This is a genomic window from Streptomyces sp. NPDC088097 (assembly GCF_044741845.1).
Taxonomy (GTDB): domain Bacteria; phylum Actinomycetota; class Actinomycetes; order Streptomycetales; family Streptomycetaceae; genus Streptomyces.
In genome coordinates this window covers 159,722-178,909 of record NZ_JBIUTJ010000013.1, presented here as the reverse complement: position 1 = coordinate 178,909, position 19,188 = coordinate 159,722, and the positions used below count along the sequence as shown (strand labels likewise).

16 protein-coding genes are annotated in these 19,188 nt (G+C 70.5%); 4 read left to right on the top strand and 12 right to left on the bottom strand.

Annotated elements, in window-relative coordinates:
* Window positions 1–453: 453 nt before the first annotated feature.
* The 3 genes from ACIOD1_RS28485 to thyX all read right to left on the bottom strand — a co-directional run bounded on the left by ACIOD1_RS28485 (window position 454) and on the right by thyX (window position 4,128).
* Window positions 454–2,139, bottom strand: a complete 1,686-nt coding sequence (locus tag ACIOD1_RS28485) for a ribonuclease J (RefSeq protein ID WP_365622996.1) — start codon at window positions 2,137–2,139, stop codon at window positions 454–456.
* Between the two features lie 121 nt (window positions 2,140–2,260).
* On the bottom strand, window positions 2,261–3,160 hold the full coding sequence (gene dapA / locus ACIOD1_RS28480; protein ID WP_365622998.1) for a 4-hydroxy-tetrahydrodipicolinate synthase: 900 nt from the start codon (window positions 3,158–3,160) through the stop codon (window positions 2,261–2,263).
* A 227-nt stretch (window positions 3,161–3,387) separates the two neighbouring features.
* On the bottom strand, window positions 3,388–4,128 hold the full coding sequence (gene thyX, locus ACIOD1_RS28475) for an FAD-dependent thymidylate synthase (protein ID WP_365623000.1): 741 nt from the start codon (window positions 4,126–4,128) through the stop codon (window positions 3,388–3,390).
* 249 nt (window positions 4,129–4,377) lie between these two features.
* Here thyX and ACIOD1_RS28470 point away from each other — a divergent pair, with 249 nt between their 5' ends.
* Both ACIOD1_RS28470 and ACIOD1_RS28465 read left to right on the top strand, forming a co-directional pair.
* Window positions 4,378–4,617: a hypothetical protein gene (locus tag ACIOD1_RS28470; RefSeq protein WP_365623002.1), complete on the top strand. Its 240-nt coding sequence runs from the start codon at window positions 4,378–4,380 to the stop codon at window positions 4,615–4,617.
* Between the two features lie 47 nt (window positions 4,618–4,664).
* Window positions 4,665–5,219 (top strand): PH domain-containing protein, encoded by a 555-nt coding sequence (locus ACIOD1_RS28465; protein ID WP_365623004.1) that lies wholly within the window; start codon window positions 4,665–4,667, stop codon window positions 5,217–5,219.
* Window positions 5,220–5,291: 72 nt separating this feature from the next.
* On the opposite strand, the gene ACIOD1_RS28460 is transcribed toward ACIOD1_RS28465, so the two are convergent.
* From ACIOD1_RS28460 to eccD, 6 genes are all read right to left on the bottom strand, one after another.
* Window positions 5,292–5,738: a hypothetical protein gene (locus tag ACIOD1_RS28460; protein ID WP_401905436.1), complete on the bottom strand. Its 447-nt coding sequence runs from the start codon at window positions 5,736–5,738 to the stop codon at window positions 5,292–5,294.
* Between the two features lie 18 nt (window positions 5,739–5,756).
* Window positions 5,757–6,509 (bottom strand): 4-hydroxy-tetrahydrodipicolinate reductase, encoded by a 753-nt coding sequence (gene dapB, locus ACIOD1_RS28455; RefSeq protein WP_401905433.1) that lies wholly within the window; start codon window positions 6,507–6,509, stop codon window positions 5,757–5,759.
* A 41-nt stretch (window positions 6,510–6,550) separates the two neighbouring features.
* Complete coding sequence (locus ACIOD1_RS28450) at window positions 6,551–7,930, bottom strand: pitrilysin family protein (RefSeq protein WP_365623010.1); 1,380 nt, start codon at window positions 7,928–7,930, stop codon at window positions 6,551–6,553.
* The gene (locus ACIOD1_RS28445; protein ID WP_365623244.1) at window positions 7,927–10,155 is read right to left on the bottom strand and encodes a polyribonucleotide nucleotidyltransferase; all 2,229 of its coding nucleotides are present in this window, start codon (window positions 10,153–10,155) and stop codon (window positions 7,927–7,929) included. Before ACIOD1_RS28445 ends, ACIOD1_RS28450 begins: the two co-directional genes overlap by 4 nt.
* 284 nt (window positions 10,156–10,439) lie before the next feature.
* Window positions 10,440–10,727 carry a 30S ribosomal protein S15 gene (gene rpsO, locus ACIOD1_RS28440; RefSeq protein ID WP_215032153.1) on the bottom strand — a complete coding sequence of 96 codons (288 nt, stop codon included), beginning with the start codon at window positions 10,725–10,727 and terminating at the stop codon, window positions 10,440–10,442.
* A 183-nt stretch (window positions 10,728–10,910) separates the two neighbouring features.
* The gene (gene eccD / locus ACIOD1_RS28435; protein ID WP_401905429.1) at window positions 10,911–12,410 is read right to left on the bottom strand and encodes a type VII secretion integral membrane protein EccD; all 1,500 of its coding nucleotides are present in this window, start codon (window positions 12,408–12,410) and stop codon (window positions 10,911–10,913) included.
* A 196-nt stretch (window positions 12,411–12,606) separates the two neighbouring features.
* Between eccD and eccCa the strand changes: the two genes are divergently transcribed.
* Together eccCa and ACIOD1_RS28425 are read left to right on the top strand one after the other, a co-directional pair.
* Complete coding sequence (gene eccCa, locus ACIOD1_RS28430; RefSeq protein WP_365623014.1) at window positions 12,607–16,572, top strand: type VII secretion protein EccCa; 3,966 nt, start codon at window positions 12,607–12,609, stop codon at window positions 16,570–16,572.
* Between the two features lie 140 nt (window positions 16,573–16,712).
* A complete protein-coding gene (locus ACIOD1_RS28425; RefSeq protein WP_266573624.1) occupies window positions 16,713–16,946 on the top strand; it encodes a DUF397 domain-containing protein in 234 nt (77 codons plus the stop codon).
* 100 nt (window positions 16,947–17,046) lie between these two features.
* On the opposite strand, the gene ACIOD1_RS28420 is transcribed toward ACIOD1_RS28425, so the two are convergent.
* From ACIOD1_RS28420 to mycP, 3 genes are all read right to left on the bottom strand, one after another.
* Window positions 17,047–17,355, bottom strand: a complete 309-nt coding sequence (locus ACIOD1_RS28420; RefSeq protein ID WP_365623018.1) for a WXG100 family type VII secretion target — start codon at window positions 17,353–17,355, stop codon at window positions 17,047–17,049.
* A gap of 47 nt (window positions 17,356–17,402) precedes the next feature.
* On the bottom strand, window positions 17,403–17,720 hold the full coding sequence (locus ACIOD1_RS28415) for a WXG100 family type VII secretion target (RefSeq protein ID WP_365623020.1): 318 nt from the start codon (window positions 17,718–17,720) through the stop codon (window positions 17,403–17,405).
* 214 nt (window positions 17,721–17,934) lie between these two features.
* Window positions 17,935–19,179, bottom strand: a complete 1,245-nt coding sequence (gene mycP, locus ACIOD1_RS28410) for a type VII secretion-associated serine protease mycosin (protein WP_401905424.1) — start codon at window positions 19,177–19,179, stop codon at window positions 17,935–17,937.
* Window positions 19,180–19,188 lie beyond the last annotated feature (9 nt).

The window sequence follows — 19,188 nt, the reverse complement described above, 5'->3', positions numbered from 1 at the left end:
TTGATTTTTGGCACGCTGTTGAGTTCTCAAGGAACGGACGCTTCCTTTGTACTCACCCTCAGTAACACTTACTGGGGCTTTCCTCCGGGCTTTTCGTTCTGTTCTTGCGTTTCCGACTCTATCAGACTCTTTCGTGTCCGACTTCCTCGGTGCTTTCCAGGTTATTCGCTTTCGCGTTTTCCCTTTCCGGCGATTCCGACTCTATCAGATTCTTTTTCCCTGCCGTTCCCGGCTGGATTGGAATTCCGACGGCCTTCGGAGGGCCTTTCCCTTTCGGGCGAATCAAACTTTATCAGGTCTCCCTGAGTGCTGATTCCCGCCCGCTCGCACGCGCCAAGGGACACACATGTGTGCCCGGGTCTGTGCGAGGTGGAGACGTAAACGTACTGGAGCGGGGCCCCCGGATGCAAATCCGGTTGCCCCGCTCCGGTGTGGTCGCTACGGGAGTCGAGGTCAGACCTCGACGACGACCGGGAGGATCATCGGGCGGCGACGGTAGCCGTCCGAGACCCACTTGCCCATCGTGCGACGGATGAGCTGCTGGATCTGGTGCGGCTCGGCCACGCCGTCCGCGCCGGCGCGGGCGATGGCTTCCTCGATCTTCGGCAGGATCGCGGAGAACGCCGAGTCCTCGATGCCGGAGCCGCGGGCCTGGATGTTCGGGCCGCTGACGACCTTGCCCGTGGTGCTGTCGACCACGACGAAGACCGAGATGATGCCCTCGTCACCGAGGATCCGGCGGTCCTTGAGGGAGGCCTCGGTGACGTCGCCGACCGAGAGGCCGTCCACGTACACGTAGCCGGCCTGGACCTTGCCGGAGATCCGGGCCTTGCCGTCGATGAGGTCGACGACGACGCCGTCCTCCGCGATGACGATGCGGTCCTTCGGAACACCCGTCAGGGCGCCCAGCTCGGCGTTGGCACGCAGGTGGCGCCATTCGCCGTGGACCGGCATCAGGTTCCGCGGCTTGCAGATGTTGTAGAAGTACAGCAGCTCGCCTGCGGAGGCGTGGCCGGAGACGTGCACCTTGGCGTTGCCCTTGTGCACGACGTTGGCGCCCCAGCGGGTCAGGCCGTTGATCACGCGGTAAACCGCGTTCTCGTTGCCCGGGATCAGGGACGACGCCAGGATCACGGTGTCGCCGGGGACGATCCGGATCTGGTGGTCGCGGTTGGCCATGCGCGACAGGGCCGCCATCGGCTCGCCCTGGGAACCCGTGCAAACCAGGACGACCTCGTGGGCCGGCAGGTCGTCGAGGGTCTTCACGTCCACGACGAGACCCGCGGGGACCTTCAGGTAGCCCAGGTCACGGGCGATGCCCATGTTGCGGACCATGGAGCGGCCGACGAAGGCGACCCGACGGCCGTACTCGTGGGCGGCGTCCAGGATCTGCTGGATGCGGTGCACGTGGCTGGCGAAGCTCGCCACGATGATCCGGTTGTTGGCGTTCGCGAAAACCGTGCGCAGGACGCCCGAGATCTCGCGCTCGGGCGGAACGAACCCCGGGACCTCGGCGTTCGTCGAGTCCGAGAGGAGGAGGTCGATGCCCTCTTCACTCAGACGCGCGAAGGCGTGCAGGTCGGTGAGGCGGTTGTCCAGCGGCAGCTGGTCCATCTTGAAGTCGCCGGTGCAGACCACCATGCCGGCGCCGGTGCGGATGGCCACGGCCAAGGCGTCCGGGATGGAGTGGTTGACGGCGATGAACTCGCAGTCGAAGGGGCCCAGGGCCTCGCGCTCGCCCTCCTTCACCTCAAGGGTGTAGGGGCGGATGCGGTGCTCCTGGAGCTTCGCCTCGATGAGGGCCAGGGTCAGCTTGGAGCCGATCAGCGGGATGTCCGGCTTCTCCCGCAGGAGGTACGGAACGGCGCCGATGTGGTCCTCGTGCCCGTGGGTGAGGACGATGCCCTCGATGTCGTCGAGCCGATCCCGGATGGACGTGAAGTCCGGCAGGATCAGGTCGATGCCCGGCTGCTCCTCCTCGGGGAAGAGGACGCCGCAGTCGACGATCAGCAGACGACCGTCGAACTCGAAGACGGTCATGTTTCGGCCGATCTCTCCGAGACCGCCCAGGGGGGTGACCCGGAGGCCGCCCTTGGGGAGCTTCGGCGGCGGGCCCAGTTCAGGGTGCGGATGGCTCAAAAGTATCTCCTTCACCACGCGCGCCACGTGCCGTGAGGGCACGTGGCGGGCGTGTCAATCGTGCACTTGCCGTTGTCTGTTTTTACGCTCTTTTGTGCTTGTTCAGTTGTGAAGTCTGTTGTCAGAGCTGTACCCCGCCGGCGGCAAGATCGCTCTTGAGCCGTGCCGTCTCTTCGTCGGAAAGACCGACGAGGGGGAGGCGGAGCGGTCCGGCGGGCAGGCCCTGGAGGTTCAGCGCGCCCTTGGTGGTCATGACGCCCTGCGTGCGGAACATGCCGGTGAAGACCGGGAGGAGCTTCTGGTGGATCTCGGTGGCCTTCTGCACGTCGCCGCCGAGGTGGGCCTCCAGCATGGCGCGCAGCTCGGGGGTGACCACGTGGCCCACCACCGAGACGAAGCCGACCGCGCCGACCGACAGGAGCGGCAGGTTCAGCATGTCGTCACCGGAGTACCAGGCCAGACCGCTCTGCGCGATGGCCCAGCTGGCGCGGCCGAGGTCGCCCTTCGCGTCCTTGTTGGCCACGATACGGGGGTGCTCGGCCAGGCGGACGAGGGTTTCGGTGTTGATCGGGACGCCGCTCCGGCCGGGGATGTCATAGAGCATGACCGGCAGCTCGGTGGCGTCCGCGATGGCCGTGAAGTGCTGGAAGAGGCCTTCCTGCGGCGGCTTGCTGTAGTACGGGGTCACCGCGAGCAGGCCGTGGGCACCCGTGCGCTCGGCCTGGCGGGCGAGCTCAAGGGTGTGTCGGGTGTCGTTGGTGCCGATGCCGGCCACGACGTGGGCGCGGTCGCCGACCGCTTCGAGTACGGCTCGTACGAGGTCGTTTTTCTCCGCGTCGGTGGTCGTCGGGGACTCACCGGTGGTGCCGTTGATGATCAGGCCGTCGTTGCCTGCGTCCACCAGGTGGACGGCGAGCCGCTGCGCGCCGTCGAGGTCGAGTGCGCCATCAGCCGCGAAGGGCGTGATCATGGCGGTGAGGACCCGCCCGAAGGGGGTCTGCGGAGTCGAGATCGGAGCCATGGGTAACACGCTACTCGCTGCCACGCTCGTGGTGTCCCCTCGGGGGACGTCAACGGGTGATCCTCCCGGCGGCGGCCGGGAGGGGGTGTGGAGCCCGGCACTGCCTGCTCGGGGGTTCAGGCAGTGCCGGGTCCGTTTGATCAGCCTAGATGAACTTTACGAAACGCCGCAATACGGACACTTGGGACTTGTTCCCGTACATCTGTACGCCGCGCGTGCATCGGGCCTTACGGGGCAACGCGACCGTTGCCGTTGAAGGCCGAGTAGGTCAGCGGCATGAGCTGCGCCCAGTGCTGCTCCATCTTCTCGCCGACCATCTCGATCTCCCGCTGCGGGAAGGACGGAACCGTCGCCAGCTCGTGCTGGGTGCGCAGGCCGAGGAAGTGCATCAGCGAGCGCGCGTTGCAGGTGGCGTACATCGAGGAGAACGTGCCGACCGGCAGGACCGCGCGCGCCACCTCGCGGGCGACACCCGCCGCGAGCATCTCCTGGTAGGACTCGTAGGCCTGACGGTAGGAGTCCTCCATGACCCGGCCCGTCAGCTCCCGCTGGGCGTCGGTGCCCTCGACGAAGACGTACTTGCCGGGGCGGCCCTGCTGGACGAGCTTGCGCTCGGCGTCGGGGACGTAGAAGACCGGCTGCAGCTCCCTGTAGCGACCCGATTCCTCGTTGTAGGACCAGCCCACCCGGTGACGCATGAACTCGCGGAACACGAAGATCGGGGCGCTGATGAAGAAGGTCATCGAGTTGTGCTCGAAGGGGCTGCCGTGGCGGTCGCGCATCAGGTAGTTGATGAGGCCCTTGGAGCGCTCGGGGTCCTTCTGGAGCTCCTCCAGGGACTGCTCGCCGGCCGTGGAGACCCGGGCGGCCCACAGGACGTCGGAGTCGGTGGCGGCGTGCTTCACCAGCTCCACCGTCACGTCACTGCGGAAGCTGGGTTTCAGGTCTGATGCGGCGGTGTCGCTCACACGGGGTCCTTCCGAACGGTCTTACCTGGGGCGCGCCCACTCTACGGCGCGGGCGGGTACGCGCCCGACAGGTCCCGGCGCCGGCGCGGGGGCGCGCATCTCACCCGAACAGCTGACGGACAGCCACGAAAATTGGTCGATTCCCCGGATTTCGGCACCGATCGGCGGCTCCGTTCGTCCTAACCGGTAGAGCATCGTCCATTCCACCGCCACCGCTCGGGTGGCCCCACCGTGAGGAGAGTCGCTCCCATGTTTCGCCGACGCGAACCCGTACCGTTCGCCTTCGTCGCCGAGGCCGACCGATTTCGCAGTAACGTCACTCCGCCGCCGCGCGAGAGTCTGAGCAAGACTCAGATCGCCGCCCGTAGTCTGGTCGGACTGACCGTGGTGGCGGGGCTCGTCGGCTCGCTGCTCTTCGGGATGCCCGCACTGCAGCCGCACAAGGCGACCGACAAGGCGCAGCAGTCGGAGGCCTCCGAGGGGCGGTAACCTCACGGCACCGCCCAACCGAACGTGCATGTGAGTGAGGTCCAGCCGTGCCCCTGCCCTTCTTGACGGCCGACGGCGTTTTCGACGCGGACGAGGACGAAGCCCTCCCGCACGGGGACCCCGAGCGCTGGCGGCGCCCCTACCGGCCCGGGCCCTGGCGGGTGGCCGCCGCGGCGATCCTGCTGCTGCTGGCCGCCTTCATGTTGCTCGCCACCGTGATCATCGCCTTCGCCGGTACGTGGGCCGGAGCCGCCGCGGCCCTCGTGCCCTCCCTCGCCGTGATCGGCGCGGCCCTCCAGATCCTGCGTGCGGGCGTCTGGGTGAGCCCGTCGGGGCTGCGGAGGGTCGGGTTCTTCCGGACCCGGTCGATCCCCTGGAGCGAGGTCGACGGGATCCGTACCGTCCAGCAGCCCGTGCGCTGGCTCGGGCTGCCGAGGACCGTGCAGGGCCAGGCGCTGACCGTCGCCGCGCGCGGCGGGGCCCCGCTGCCTGTGCTGCTGACCGACCACAGCGCCGACTTCCTGGCGCGCGGTGAGGCCTTCGACCGGGCCGCCGGTGTGGTGGAGGCCTGGGCCGAGGAGTACCGGGCCGTACCGGCCTAGAAAGAGCCGGCCCGGGCCGGGCGTGTCGCGGGCGGGGCCCGTACGGGATCAGACCCGTACGGGCCCTTCCTGCTATCCGGGGGTGGCCGTGTGCAGGGCGATGGCCCGCTGCATGGCCTTGCGGGCCCTCGGGGTGTCGCGGGCGTCGTGGTAGGCGACGGCGAGACGGAACCAGCTGCGCCAGTCCCCCGGCGCGTCCTCGGTCTCGGCCTTGCGGCGCGCGAAGACCTCGTCGGCGGAATCCCGCAGGATCCGGCCGTGCGCGTCCCGTTCCAGTTCGTCGACGGGCAGGCCGCCCTCGGCCTCCAGCTCGTTCGCCAGCCGGTTGGCCCGGGTGACGAAGCGGGTGTTCATCCAGAGGAACCAGATGCCGATGACCGGCAGGATCAGCACGGCCACGCCGAAGCTGACGGTCAGCCAGGTGCCCTGCTGGAGCAGCATCAGGCCGCGGCTGCCGACGAGGACGAAGTACACGACCAGGACGGCGGCCGTGAGGAAGTAGGTGATCTTCGCGCGCATGGGACTACTGCCTGCTCATCAGCCGAGTTCGAGGAAGTTTTCCAGGCCGAACGTGAGGCCCGGGGTCTGCGACACGCGGCGTGCGCCGAGCAGGATGCCCGGCATGAAGCTGCTGTGGTGCAGGGAGTCGTGACGGATGGTCAGGGTCTCGCCCTCACCGCCGAGCAGCACCTCCTGGTGGGCCAGGAGGCCGCGCAGGCGGATGGCGTGCACCGGGACGCCGTCGACGTCGGCGCCGCGGGCGCCGTCCAGGGCCGTGGCGGTGGCGTCGGGCTGGGCGCCGAGGCCGGCCTCGGCGCGGGCGGCGGCGATGAGCTGCGCCGTACGGGTGGCCGTGCCGGAGGGGGCGTCGACCTTGTTCGGGTGGTGCAGCTCGACGACCTCGACGGACTCGAAGTAGCGCGCGGCCTGGGCCGCGAACTTCATGGTGAGGACGGCGCCGATGGAGAAGTTCGGGGCGATGAGCACCCCGGTCTCCGGGGAGGCGGCCAGCCAGGTGTCGAGCCGGGCGAGGCGGTCCTCGGTCCAACCGGTGGTGCCGACCACTCCGTGGATGCCGTGGCGGACGAGGAACTCCAGGTTCTCCATCACCGAGGCGGGGGTGGTCAGCTCCACGGCGACCTGGGCGCCGGCCTCGGCCAGCGTGTCCAGCTTGTCGCCGCGGCCGAGGGCGGCCACCAGTTCCAAGTCCTCGGCGGCCTGGACGGCCTTGACCGCTTCGGAGCCGATGCGGCCCTGGGCGCCGAGGACGGCCACGCGCAGCTTGCTCATGTCGCTTCCTTACGTGCAGACGGGCGGGGTTGCGGATGGGGCTATGCGACCGCTTCGTCGAGGCGGGCGGCCTGCTTCTCCTTGAGCGGGCCGATCACCGCGAGCGAAGGGCGCTGGGCCAGTACATCGCGGGCGACTTCGCGGACCTCGTCCGGGGTCACCCGGGAGATGCGGCCCAGCATGTCGTCGACCGACATCTGGTCGCCCCAGCACAGCTCGCTCTTGCCGATGCGGTTCATGATCGCGCCGGTGTCCTCCAGGCCGAGGACCGTGGAGCCGGAGAGCTGGCCGATGGCGCGCCGGATCTCGTCGTCGGTGAGCCCGTCCGCGGCGACCTTGTCCAGTTCGTCGCGGCAGATCCGCAGCACGTCGTGGACCTGGCTGGGCCGGCAGCCCGCGTACACGCCGAAGAGGCCGGTGTCGGCGAACCCGGAGGTGTACGAGTACACGCTGTAGGCCAGGCCGCGCTTCTCGCGGACCTCCTGGAAGAGCCGGGAGGACATGCCGCCGCCCAGGGCGGTGTTCAGTACGCCCAGTGCCCAGCGGCGCTCGTCGGTGCGGGCCAGGCCGGGCATGCCGAGGACCACGTGGGCCTGCTCGGTCTTGCGGTTGACCAGCTCGACGCGGCCGGCGGTGCGCAGGCGCTTGGTGCCGGTGCGCGGGCCGACGGGGACGGCGTCGGTGTGCCCGAGGGCGCCGGCCTTCTCGAAGGCCGCGCGGACCTGGCGTACGACCTTGTTGTGGTCGACGTTGCCCGCGGCCGCCACGACCAGGCGGGTGGGGTCGTAGTGCTTCTTCCAGAAGCGGCGGATCCGATCGGCGCCGAGGGCGTTGATCGTCTCGACGGTGCCGAGGACGGGGCGGCCCAGCGGGGAGTCGCCGTACATGGTCTGCGCGAACAGGTCGTGCACCATGTCGCCCGGGTCGTCCTCGGTCATCGCGATCTCTTCGAGGATGACGCCGCGCTCGGCGTCGACGTCCTCCTCGCGGATCAGCGAGCCGGTGAGCATGTCGCAGACCACGTCGATGGCGAGCGGCAGGTCGGTGTCGAGCACCCGGGCGTAGTAGCAGGTGTACTCCTTCGCCGTGAAGGCGTTCATCTCTCCGCCGACCGCGTCGATCGCGGAGGAGATGTCGAGGGCGCTGCGCGTGGCGGTGCCCTTGAAGAGGAGGTGCTCCAGGTAGTGGGTGGCGCCGTTGAGAGCGGGCGTCTCGTCGCGCGAGCCCACGTTGGCCCAGATGCCGAAGGTGGCGGAGCGTACGGAGGGCAGCGTCTCGGTGACGACGCGCAGCCCTCCGGGCAGGACCGTGCGGCGGACGGTGCCGACGCCGTCCTGGCCCTTGAGCAGTGTTTGGGTACGGGCGACGGCCCGCCCCTCCGAAGAGGGGCGGGCCGTCACACGCGAACTACGCGACGTCACTTGTCGGAGTCGTCCTTGTCGGTGTCGGAGTCGGCGCCGGCCGCTTCACCGTCGATCACGGGGATCAGGGAGAGCTTGCCGCGCTGGTCGATCTCGGCGATCTCGACCTGCACCTTGGTGCCGACCGCGAGCACGTCCTCGACGTTCTCCACACGCTTGCCACCGGCGAGCTTGCGGATCTGCGAGATGTGCAGCAGACCGTCCTTGCCGGGCATGAGGGAGACGAAGGCACCGAAGGTGGTGGTCTTGACGACCGTACCCAGGTACCGCTCGCCGACCTCCGGCATGGTCGGGTTGGCGATCGCGTTGATCGTGGCACGGGCGGCCTCGGCGGCCGGACCGTCGGAGGCACCGATGTAGATGGTGCCGTCGTCCTCGATCGTGATCTCGGCGCCGGTGTCCTCCTGGATCTGGTTGATCATCTTGCCCTTGGGGCCGATGACCTCACCGATCTTGTCCACCGGGATCTTGACGGTGATGATCCGGGGGGCGTTCGGGGACATCTCGTCCGGCGTGTCGATCGCTTCCATCATCACGTCGAGGATGTGGAGGCGGGCGTCGCGGGCCTGCGTCAGGGCCGCGGCCAGGACGGAGGCCGGGATGCCGTCGAGCTTGGTGTCGAGCTGGAGCGCGGTGACGAACTCCTTGGTGCCGGCGACCTTGAAGTCCATGTCACCGAACGCGTCCTCCGCACCGAGGATGTCGGTGAGGGCGACGTAGTGGGTCTTGCCGTCGATCTCCTGGGAGATCAGGCCCATGGCGATACCGGCGACGGGGGCCTTGAGGGGCACACCGGCGTTCAGCAGCGACATGGTCGAGGCGCAGACCGAGCCCATGGAGGTCGAGCCGTTGGAGCCGAGGGCCTCGGACACCTGACGGATCGCGTAGGGGAACTCCTCGCGCGTCGGGAGGACTGGCACGATCGCGCGCTCGGCGAGCGCGCCGTGGCCGATCTCGCGGCGCTTGGGGGAGCCCACGCGGCCGGTCTCGCCGACGGAGTACGGCGGGAAGTTGTAGTTGTGCATGTAGCGCTTGCGGGTCACCGGGGAGAGGGTGTCCAGCTGCTGCTCCATGCGGAGCATGTTGAGGGTGGTGACGCCCAGGATCTGGGTCTCGCCACGCTCGAACAGCGCCGAGCCGTGCACGCGCGGGATGGCCTCGACCTCGGCGGCGAGGGTACGGATGTCCGTGAGCCCGCGGCCGTCGATGCGGACCTTGTCCTTGATCACGCGCTCGCGGACCACGGCCTTGGTCAGGCTGCGGTAGGCGGCGGAGATCTCCTTCTCGCGGCCTTCGAAGGCCGGGAGGAGCTTCGCGGCGGCGATCTCCTTGACGCGGTCCAGCTCGGCCTCGCGCTCCTGCTTGCCCGCGATGGTCAGCGCCTTGGTGAGCTCGCCCTTGACCGCGGCCGAGAGGGCCTCGAACACGTCGTCCTGGTAGTCCAGGAAGACCGGGAACTCGCCCTCGGGCTTGGCGGCCTTCGCGGCCAGGTCGGCCTGGGCCTTGCAGAGGGCCCTGATGAAGGGCTTCGCGGCGTCCAGACCGGCGGCGACGACCTCTTCGGTCGGCGCCTCGGCGCCGCCCTTGACGAGGGCGATGGTCTTCTCGGTGGCCTCGGCCTCGACCATCATGATCGCGACGTCGCCGTCTTCGAGGGTGCGACCCGCGACGACCATGTCGAAGACGGCGTCTTCGAGCTCGGTGTGCGTCGGGAAGGCCACCCACTGGCCGCGGATCAGCGCGACGCGGACGCCGCCGATCGGGCCGGAGAAGGGCAGACCGGCCAGCTGGGTGGACGCGGACGCGGCGTTGATCGCGACGACGTCGTACAGGTGGTCCGGGTTGAGCGCCATGATCGTCGCGACGACCTGGATCTCGTTGCGCAGGCCCTTCTTGAAGGACGGGCGCAGCGGGCGGTCGATCAGACGGCAGGTGAGGATCGCGTCCTCGGAGGGGCGACCCTCGCGGCGGAAGAAGGAACCGGGGATCTTGCCGGCCGCGTACTGGCGCTCCTCGACGTCCACCGTCAGGGGGAAGAAGTCGAGCTGGTCCTTGGGCTTCTTCGACGCGGTGGTCGCGGAGAGCACCATCGTGTCGTCGTCCAGGTAGGCAACGGCGGAGCCGGCGGCCTGGCGGGCCAGACGGCCCGTCTCGAAGCGGATGGTGCGGGTGCCGAAGGAACCGTTGTCAATGACGGCCTCGGCGTAGTGGGTCTCGTTCTCCACTAGCGTTTTCTCCATTTTCGTCGTCTCCGTCCGCCACCCGTGTGGTGGTGGACGGTTGCGGAGAAGCGCTCCTGGCGTGCGGGCCGGTCTTCGATCGAAGCACCCGGTTTCTGGGCCCCGTCGCGGGGCTTTCCGGATGCCACTACCGAGGACCGGCGGCATAGGGAGGGCGCTCCTCCTCTTCGGTCGTGCGGTTCCCAGACTACAAAGCGTCGGGTACGTCGCGCACGTACAGCAAAGGGAGCGGCCCCATCGGTGTGGGAACCGCTCCCTTCACAGCGTCTTTACTTGGCGCCGGCCGCACCGCGGCGGATGCCGAGGCGCTCGACCAGGGCGCGGAAGCGCTGGATGTCCTTCTTGGCCAGGTACTGCAGAAGGCGGCGACGCTGGCCGACCAGGATCAGCAGACCACGACGGGAGTGGTGGTCGTGCTTGTGGAGCTTCAGGTGCTCGGTCAGGTCCGAGATGCGGCGGGACAGCATGGCGACCTGGACCTCGGGGGAGCCGGTGTCGCCCTCCTTGGCACCAAACTCTGCGATGAGCTGCTTCTTCGTTGCGGCGTCGAGCGGCACGCGTACTCCTCGTAATAGGTCTTCGTTGCCACCGAGTGCCCCAGGTCGAATTCTCTGGGGAGCTTCCGTTACTCGGGAGGCGGGGTCCGCTGAGCGCAGTCCACAGACCCTCTGTCGAGGAGTCCGGGGGACGCGTACACAAACGGCCGTCACACAGCGTACCAGGCTGCCGGGTCGCGGATCTCAGCTGGTGAGAGAGCGGGCGCGGCCGTAGACGTCCAGCACGGCGAGGGCCAGCGGGACCAGGCTGAGCAGGACCGCGGCCTCGGTGAGGTCGAGGAGCCTTCCCCAGAAGGGTGACAGGCCCTTGCGGGGAATGACAAGCGAGATTCCCACGAGGAGGGCCGCGCCGGCGATCACGGCGGCCGAGAGCCAGATCGTACGGAGGTCCAGGCCGCCGCGGTCGTGGTAGCGGACCAGCTCGAACAGGAGGTCGGCCGGCGGGTTCAGGGCCAGGCCCAGGATCAGCAGGCCGACGGAGGCCAGGCCCGCGGCCAGGGCGCAGACCACCTGCGAGGTGTAGCGGAAGAGCCGGGAGCGCAACAGCATCGCCAGCCCGGTGGCCAGGGCCAGCAGCCGGCCCCAGGTGTCGTCGGAGAAACCGAGGACGGCGGCGGAGCCCACGGCGACCGCCGCGCAGCCGCCGACGAGCCCGAGCAGCATCTCGTGGCCGCGGCGGGCCTGGGCGGCGATCCGGTCGGCGTCCAGGGGGGTGCCCGCCTCCGGGGCCTCGGCGTGCTCCGGGTCGAGGGCGCCGTCGTGGCGGTCCGGGGTCTCGTAGCCCTCCACGGCGCTCTGCGGGGCGGCGTACCCGATGGGGAGCCGGGCGAAGCGGGCGGAGAGGCCGGGCAGGAAGGCGACGAGCCCGATGGCGACGGGGGCGCAGACGGCGGCGGTGGCCGTGGCGGAGCCCCCTGAGGCGATGGCCGCGAAGGTGGCCAGGGTCCCGGTGGCGGCGAGGAAGGTGGCGGCGACGAAGGGGGCGTCGCCCTGCGGGGTGAGCGCGACCAGGGCGACGGAGGCGACGAGGACGCAGGCGCAGCCCAGCAGGAACTGGAGCTTGCCCGGTCCCTGGCCCGCCCCGGCGGCGACGAGCCCGGAGCCGGCGATCAGCAGGTGCGGGAGCGCGGCGAGGCCGAGGGCGACGGCGGAGCCCCGGTCGCGGTAGACCCGGGCGCGCACCCCGGCGGCGGCGGTGAGCAGGACGCCGACGGCGCCGGCGATGACGCCGGGCAGGCCGTGCATGTCGTGGTGGACGGGGTCGGCGTACCAGAGGACGAAGCCCAGCAGGACCAGCAGGACGGCTGCGCCGGCCAGGCCCGCCCCGCGGAGCATGTCGTCGCTCCAGCGGTGGCGGTCGCGGACCACGGCGGAGGCGACCGCGTCGGAGACGTCGTCGAAGACGGCCGGCGGCAGGGACTCGGCGAAGGGGCGCAGGCTGAGCACCTCGCCGTCGAGGACCCGCTGGGCGGCCAGGGTGCGGGCGCCGTCGAGGACGGTGCCGGAGCGGCGTACGAGGTGGAAGCCGGTGGGGGCGCCGACGGGCTGGGTCTGGCCGGTGAGGCGCAGCAGTTCGGGGTAGACGTCGGCGACGGCGATGTCCTCGGGGAGCGCCACGTCGATGCGGCTGTCGGGAGCCACGACGGTGACCCTGCAGAACCCCGTCGCCTCGGCCGTACTCACCTGTGTGACTCCCCTGGTTGGCGCCCGTGGCGGCGGCCGATTCGCGGATGCGCATGCTGCGCGCGCCACCCTACCGGGCATATGGCGGACTGTCGGCAAGTAGGATCACCGTCGCGCGGTGGAGACCCCCTCCGCGCCCGGGACTTGGGGGCGCCGGTTGCGACGTCCCGTCCGCTTTCGAGGGATTGATGCTCCGGTGAGCCAGATCGTCGTCAAACGCCCGCCCCGGTCCCTGCCGCCCGAAGTGCCCTCGGACGAGCTGAGGCTGGAGGCACCGCCCGAGCTGCCGCGCGGTCAGCAGGAGGGCATGTTGATGCAGCTCCTGCCGATGCTCGGCATGGGCTCATCGGTCGTCTTCTTCTTCATGCCGGGCGCGCATCCGTTCATGCGCATCATGGGCGTGCTGATGCTGGTCTCCACGGTGGGCATGGTGATCGCGCAGTTGGTGCGCCACCGGCGCGGTACGCAGGGGCAAATGGGCGATGCCCGGCGCGACTACCTCAAGTACCTCGCGCAGACGCGCCGTCAGGTCCGCAGGACCGCGCGGGCGCAGCGCGACGCCCAGTTGTACCTGCACCCGGCGCCGGAGCAGTTGTGGTCCGTGGTCGCGGAGGGCTCGCGGCTGTGGGAACGGCGGGTCGGCGATCCGGACTTCGGCCAGGCCCGACTGGGCTTGGGGGCGCAGCGTCTCGCGACCGCGCTGGTGGCGCCGGACACGGCCCCGGTGGACGAGTTGGAGCCGTTGTCGGCCGGTGCGATGCAGCGGTTCCTGAAGGTGCACTCCTCGCTCGACGGGCTGCCGGTGGCGGTGTCGATCCGCGCCTTCTACCACGTGACGGTGTCCGGGGAGGCGGAGTCGGCGCGTTCCGCGGCGCGGGCGCTGGTGGCGCAGCTGGTGACGCTGCACTCCCCCGAGGACCTGGCGGTGGCGGTGGTGGCCGCGCCGGGCGCCGTACCGGCGTGGGACTGGGTCAAGTGGCTTCCGCACGCGCAGCTCTCGGGTGTGGCCGACGCCTACGACGGCGCGGGCACGAAGCGGCTCTTCGGCGATGACCTGGGTGAGCTGGAGGGGCTGCTGGGGCCCCGGCTGGAGGGGCGGCCGCGGTTCGGTCGGGAGTCCTCGCCGGTGTTGGACCAGCCGCACCTGGTGGTCGTCCTCGACGGGGGGATGGTGCCGCCGGACTCCGCCTTCGCGGCGGCCGAGGGCCTCCAGGGGGTGACCATCGTCGAGGTGGTCCCGGGCGAGCTCGACGAGCGGCGCGGTGGGCTGTCGGTCGTGGTGCGGCCAGGCCGGCTGCGGTTGGAATCGGGCTCGGGCGTCGCGTACGAGGGCGTCCCGGACACCCTGTCGCTGCCGGCGGCGGAGGCCCTGGCCCGGCAGTTGGCGCCGTTGCGCACGGGCGGCGGGGACGACGACGAGCCGCTGTTGGCGAACCTCGACTTCACGGACCTGTTGAACCTGGGCGACGCGGCCCAGGTGGACGTCTCGCGCACCTGGCGGCCCCGGTCGGCCGGCGAGCGGCTGCGCGTGCCCATCGGGGTGGGCGAGGACGGCGCCCCCGTGATGCTGGACCTCAAGGAGGCCGCCCAGGAGGGCATGGGCCCGCACGGGCTGTGCGTCGGCGCGACCGGCTCGGGCAAGTCGGAGCTGCTGCGGACGCTGGTGCTGGGGCTGGCCGTCACGCACACCTCGGAGACGTTGAACTTCGTGCTCGCCGACTTCAAGGGCGGCGCGACCTTCACCGGCATGGGGCAGTTGCCGCACGTGGCGGCGGTCATCACCAACCTGGCCGACGACCTCACGCTCGTCGACCGCATGGGCGACTCGATCCGCGGCGAACTCCAGCGCCGTCAGGAGCTGCTGCGCTCGGCGGGCAACTACGCCAACATGCACGACTACGAGAAGGCCCGCGCGGCGGGCGCCCCGCTGGAGCCGTTGGCCTCGCTGGTGCTGGTCATCGACGAATTCTCCGAACTGCTCACCGCGAAGCCCGACTTCATCGACATGTTCATCCAGATCGGCCGCATCGGCCGTTCGCTGGGCGTGCACCTGCTGCTGGCCTCGCAGCGGCTGGAGGAGGGCAAGCTGCGCGGCCTGGACACCTACCTGTCGTACCGGGTCGGTCTGCGGACCTTCTCGGCGGCGGAGTCCCGCACGGCGATCGGCGTGCCGGACGCCTACCACCTGCCCTCGGTGCCCGGCTCGGGCTACCTGAAGTTCGGTACGGACGAGATGACCCGCTTCAAGGCGGCGTACGTCTCGGGGACCTACCGCTCGGGCGGGCGGGACCTGTCGGTGGGGGTGTTCCCGGTCGAGCGGCGACCCGCGCTGTTCACGGCGCTCCCGGTGCCGGTGGTGTACGCGGCCCCGGACCCGGCGTACCTGGCGGCGGCGCAGGAGGCACGGGGGGACGACGCGCTCGCGGACACGGTCCTCGACGTGATCGTGGGCCGACTGGAGGGGCAGGGCGTGCCCGCGCACCAGGTGTGGCTGCCGCCCCTGGACCAGGCCCCGCCGCTGGACCAGCTGCTGCCCGCGCTCGCGCCGAGCGAGGCGCGGGGTCTGCACGCCGAGGGGTACACGCGGCCCGGCGGGCTCGTCGTCCCGCTCGGTCTGATCGACAAGCCCTTCGAGCAGCGCCGGGAGGTGCTCTACCGGGACTTCTCGGGTGCGGCGGGCCACATGATGGTGGTCGGCGGTCCGCAGTCGGGCAAGTCGACGCTGATGCGGACGCTGATCTCCTCCTTCGCGCTGACGCACACCCCGCGCGAGGTGCAGTTCTACGCGCTGGACTTCGGTGGTGGCAGCCTGTCGTCGCTGTCGGAGCTGCCGCACGTGGGCGGGATCGCCTCGCGCCTGGACCCCGAGCGGGTCCGGCGCGCGGTCGCCGAGGTGGCGGGCATCCTCAACCGCCGCGAGGAGTTCTTCCGGGCGAACGGCGTCGACTCCGTCGGCACCTACCGGCGGCGGCGGGCGGCGGGCGACCTGCCCGGCGAGGCCTGGGGCGACGTGTTCCTGATCGTCGACGGCTGGGGCGGTTTCCGCGCCGAGTACGAGGGCCTGGAGCCGGTGGTCAACGACATCGCGGCCCGCGGCCTGGGCTACGGCATCCACGTGGTGGTCACCGCGGCCCGGTACATGGAGGTCCGCTCCTCGCTCAAGGACCAGATGCTGAGCCGGCTGGAGCTGCGCCTGGGCGACGTCATGGACTCCGAGTTCGACCGCAAGGTCGCGGCGAACGTGCCCACGGGCATGCCTGGGCGCGGCCAGGTCCCGGAGAAGCTGCACTTCCTGGGCGCGCTGCCGCGGATCGACGGCTCGCACGACCCGGAGACCCTCTCGGAGGCGACGGCGGAGTTCGTCGCGGCGGTCCGCGCGGGATGGTCGGGGCCCGCGGCTCCGGGCGTACGGCTGCTGCCGCGGCTGCTGCACGCGGACCGGTTGCCCAAGGGCGGGGAGTTCCCGGAGCGGGGGATCTCGATCGGCATCGACGAGACGGCCCTGGAGCCGGTGTTCGTGGACTTCGAGACCGACCCCTTCTTCGTGGTGTTCGGCGAGAGCGAGTCGGGCAAGACGAACCTGCTGCGGCTCATCGCCCAGCAGATCGCACAGCGGTACACCCCCGACCAGGCCAAGCTGGTCGTCGGCGACTACCGGCGCGGGCTGCTGGGGGCGCTGCCCGAGGAGTACCTGCTGGAGTACGCGCCGATGGCGAACTCGCTCCAGACGCACATGGAGGCCCTGGGCGGGGTGTTCTCGCGGCGCCAGCCGCCCGACGACGTGACCCCACAGCAGTTGCGGGACCGCAGTTGGTGGACGGGCCCGGACGTGTTCATCATGATCGACGACTACGACCTGGTCGCCACCAGCCAGGGCAATCCGCTGGCGCAACTGGTGGAGTTCCTGCCCTTTGCCCGGGACACGGGCGTGCGGTTCGTCATCGCGCGCAGCTCGGCGGGTGCCTCCCGGGCGCTGTACGAGCCCTTCATGCAGCGGATCAAGGAGCTGGGCGCGCAGGGCGTGGTGCTGTCGGGCGATCCGTCCGAAGGCGATCTGCTGGGCAACGTCCGGCCGCGGCCGATGCCGCCGGGCCGGGGCTCCTACGTGTCCCGCAAGCGCGGTACGTCGCTGGTCCAGCTGGGCCGGATGCCGGGGCTGTGAGGCGGAGGCTGTGAGGCGGAGGCCGGCGCCGGGCGGTCCCCGGTGGCGGTGTCGGGAAACCCTCCCGGCGGCGGCGCGCAGCATCGATAATCGTCGGGGAAGATCGCGGGAGCACCGCACCGCCGAGGGAAGGGCCGCACATGGGCACCCAGCAGGAGAAGGACGAGCTGTACGCGCTGGACATCAGCGGCGTCGAATGGCAGGGCCCGCCCGGGACCAGCCCGGACGAGGAGCGCGTCGAGATCGCCAAGCTGCCCGAGGGCGCGGTGGCGATGCGGTCCTCGCTCGACCGCGAGACGGTCCTGCGCTACACGGCGGCCGAGTGGGAGGCGTTCGTACTCGGCGCCAGGGACGGGGAGTTCGACCTCACCTGAGGCGGTCGGACGAGGCAGTCGTCGGACGGGGCCGTCGTACGCGTAAGGGGGCGCGCCCGGTGCGGGCGCGCCCCCTTCGTGCGCGGTGCGCGGTGCGGGCTCAGTAGGCCTCGGTGAACAGGCGCGAGGCCTTCACGTCGGTGGCGCGGTAGGAGCCCTTGCCCTGCTCGATCTTCACCGCGGTGTCGGAGAGCTGGCGCTGCATGGTGTCGGCGCTCGCGTGGTACTTGCGCTGGAGGTCGACGTACGCGAGGTGCGCCTCACCGTCCCAGGTGTCGGTGACCACCTTCACCGCCGCCTCCATCTCCTCCAGGTCCTTCTGGATGTTGTTGGAGACGATGCGGATGCGGTCCGCCATCTGCTGGACGCTGTCGTACCGAACCCGGGTGCCGCCGTCGTTGCCCGACATGCTCTTCTCCTTCGCGCTGGGGTGGTGGGGGTGTGGGTCGGACGGGATCAGATGCCGTCGAGGCCCGAGACGCCGCGCGAGAACGTCGCGTTGACCTCGTCGTCCTGGGCGTTGGTGAGGTTCTTGGTCTGCACGACCGCGTTGTGCAGGACGCCGAGAAGCCGGCGGATGTTGTCGTGGTTCTCGTTGAGCTGGGTCTGGGCGACGGCGAAGCCGTTGGCGCCCACACCGGTCCAACCCGCGCTCGCGGTGGCCAGGATGTCGGCCAGCTCACGGGCCTGGGTGGTCACCGCCTCCGAGGTCTCGGAGATCTTGTTGGCCGCCTTGACGACCGGATCGTCCGCAAGTCCGAAATTGTTAGTCATCCGAAGCTCCTCACTTCTCAATTCCCCGTCAGAGCCGGTGGATTGGGTAGCGGAGCGGATGTTCCGGGGGCGGAAACGAGCCACGCCCCCCGGGAGTTCCCCCTCCGCCTCACGCCCATCCCCGATCACAGTCGTGAAGCCTGCCGCCACTCTAGCCAGTTCGTCTGACAGGCCCAACACCGGTCAGGCGCCACTGCGGACGGAGCCCGCCCGTTCACTGCAAACGGCGCCGGCGGGAACGGGCCTCGCGGACCACCGTGGCCGTCCCCGCGATGACCGCGATCAGTACGCCCGCGATGCCGAGGGCGTACGTCCCGAGCCGCTCCTCGCGCTCCTGCGCGCTCTCGGTCAGCGCGAGCCGCGCCACCTCCGGGGCGGCCGCCGGCGGCGGGCCCGGGTCCGGGGTGGGGGGCCTGGGCTTCTCACGGTCCTGGGTGACGGCCCGCACCGGGTCGACGACGCCCCAACCCACATAGTCGTCACGACCGTTGACCGACCGCTCGGCGGTGTTCTGGATCTGCCAGACGACCTCCTGCGGGGACCACTCGGGGTGCTCCGCGCGCAGCAGGGCCGCGACCCCGGCGACGTAGGGGGCCGAGAAGCTGGTCCCGTTGTCCACGCACTGGCCGAAGCCCGGGACGGTGGAGACCATGTCGACGCCGGGGGCGGCGATCCCGATGAAGTCCCCGGGCTGGGAGAAGGCGGCACGCTCGTTGTTGCGGTCGGAGGAGGCGACCGCGAGCACGCCGGGGAACGCGGCCGGGTAGGTCCGGCGCTTCTGGCCGCCCAGACCGTCGTTGCCGGCGGAGGCGACGACCACGGCCTTGGCGTCCAGGGCCCGCCGCACGGCCTTGCCGAGGTCGGAGTCGGGGGCCAGCGGGACGTCGGTGTCCTGGGAGATGTTGATGACCTGGGCACCCTTGGCCACGGCGTGGTCGATGGCCTGGATCAGCGTGTCGACCTTGCCGTTGCCCTGCCCGTCGTTCTGCCGGACGGGGATGATCGTGGCTTCGGGGGCGAGGCCGACGAAGCCCGTGCCCTCCTGGGGTCGCGCCGCGATCAGCCCGGCGACCTTGGTGCCGTGCCCGACGGTGTCGTTGGTGCCGTCGCCGCCCTTGGGATCGAGGAAGTCCCGGCCCGCGCCGATGTCGAGGGCCCCGGACAACTGCGGGTTGGCGCGGTCGACGCCGGTGTCGATGACGGCGACCCGTACGCCCTTGCCCTTGGTCCGCGCCCACAGGGCGTCGAGCATCAGCCGCTGGAGGGCCCAGGGCCGGTCGGCGATCTGCTTCTTCATCGGAAAGGTGCACTCGCCCGCGCCGTCGAGACCGAGGGCGTACGGGGACGGGTGCGCCGGCTGTCCCGCGGCCGCCGCCGGGGAGGCGCCGGCGCACAGCGCGGCGAGGGCGAGGGCGGCGCCGAGCCGGGCGGGGGCCCGGAGGATCCGTACGGGTTCCATCGGCGGCCT

Excerpts from the sequence above, each read along its gene's own strand:
- dapA (WP_365622998.1), bottom strand. The coding sequence starts at position 3,160 with ATGGCTCCGATCTCGACTCCGCAGACCCCCTTCGGGCGGGTCCTCACC.
- ACIOD1_RS28470 (WP_365623002.1), top strand. The coding sequence starts at position 4,378 with ATGTTTCGCCGACGCGAACCCGTACCGTTCGCCTTCGTCGCCGAGGCC.
- ACIOD1_RS28460 (WP_401905436.1), bottom strand. The coding sequence starts at position 5,738 with ATGCGCGCGAAGATCACCTACTTCCTCACGGCCGCCGTCCTGGTCGTG.
- dapB (WP_401905433.1), bottom strand. The coding sequence starts at position 6,509 with ATGAGCAAGCTGCGCGTGGCCGTCCTCGGCGCCCAGGGCCGCATCGGC.
- ACIOD1_RS28425 (WP_266573624.1), top strand. The coding sequence starts at position 16,713 with ATGGGCACCCAGCAGGAGAAGGACGAGCTGTACGCGCTGGACATCAGC.
- ACIOD1_RS28420 (WP_365623018.1), bottom strand. The coding sequence starts at position 17,355 with ATGTCGGGCAACGACGGCGGCACCCGGGTTCGGTACGACAGCGTCCAG.
- ACIOD1_RS28415 (WP_365623020.1), bottom strand. The coding sequence starts at position 17,720 with ATGACTAACAATTTCGGACTTGCGGACGATCCGGTCGTCAAGGCGGCC.
- mycP (WP_401905424.1), bottom strand. The coding sequence starts at position 19,179 with ATGGAACCCGTACGGATCCTCCGGGCCCCCGCCCGGCTCGGCGCCGCC.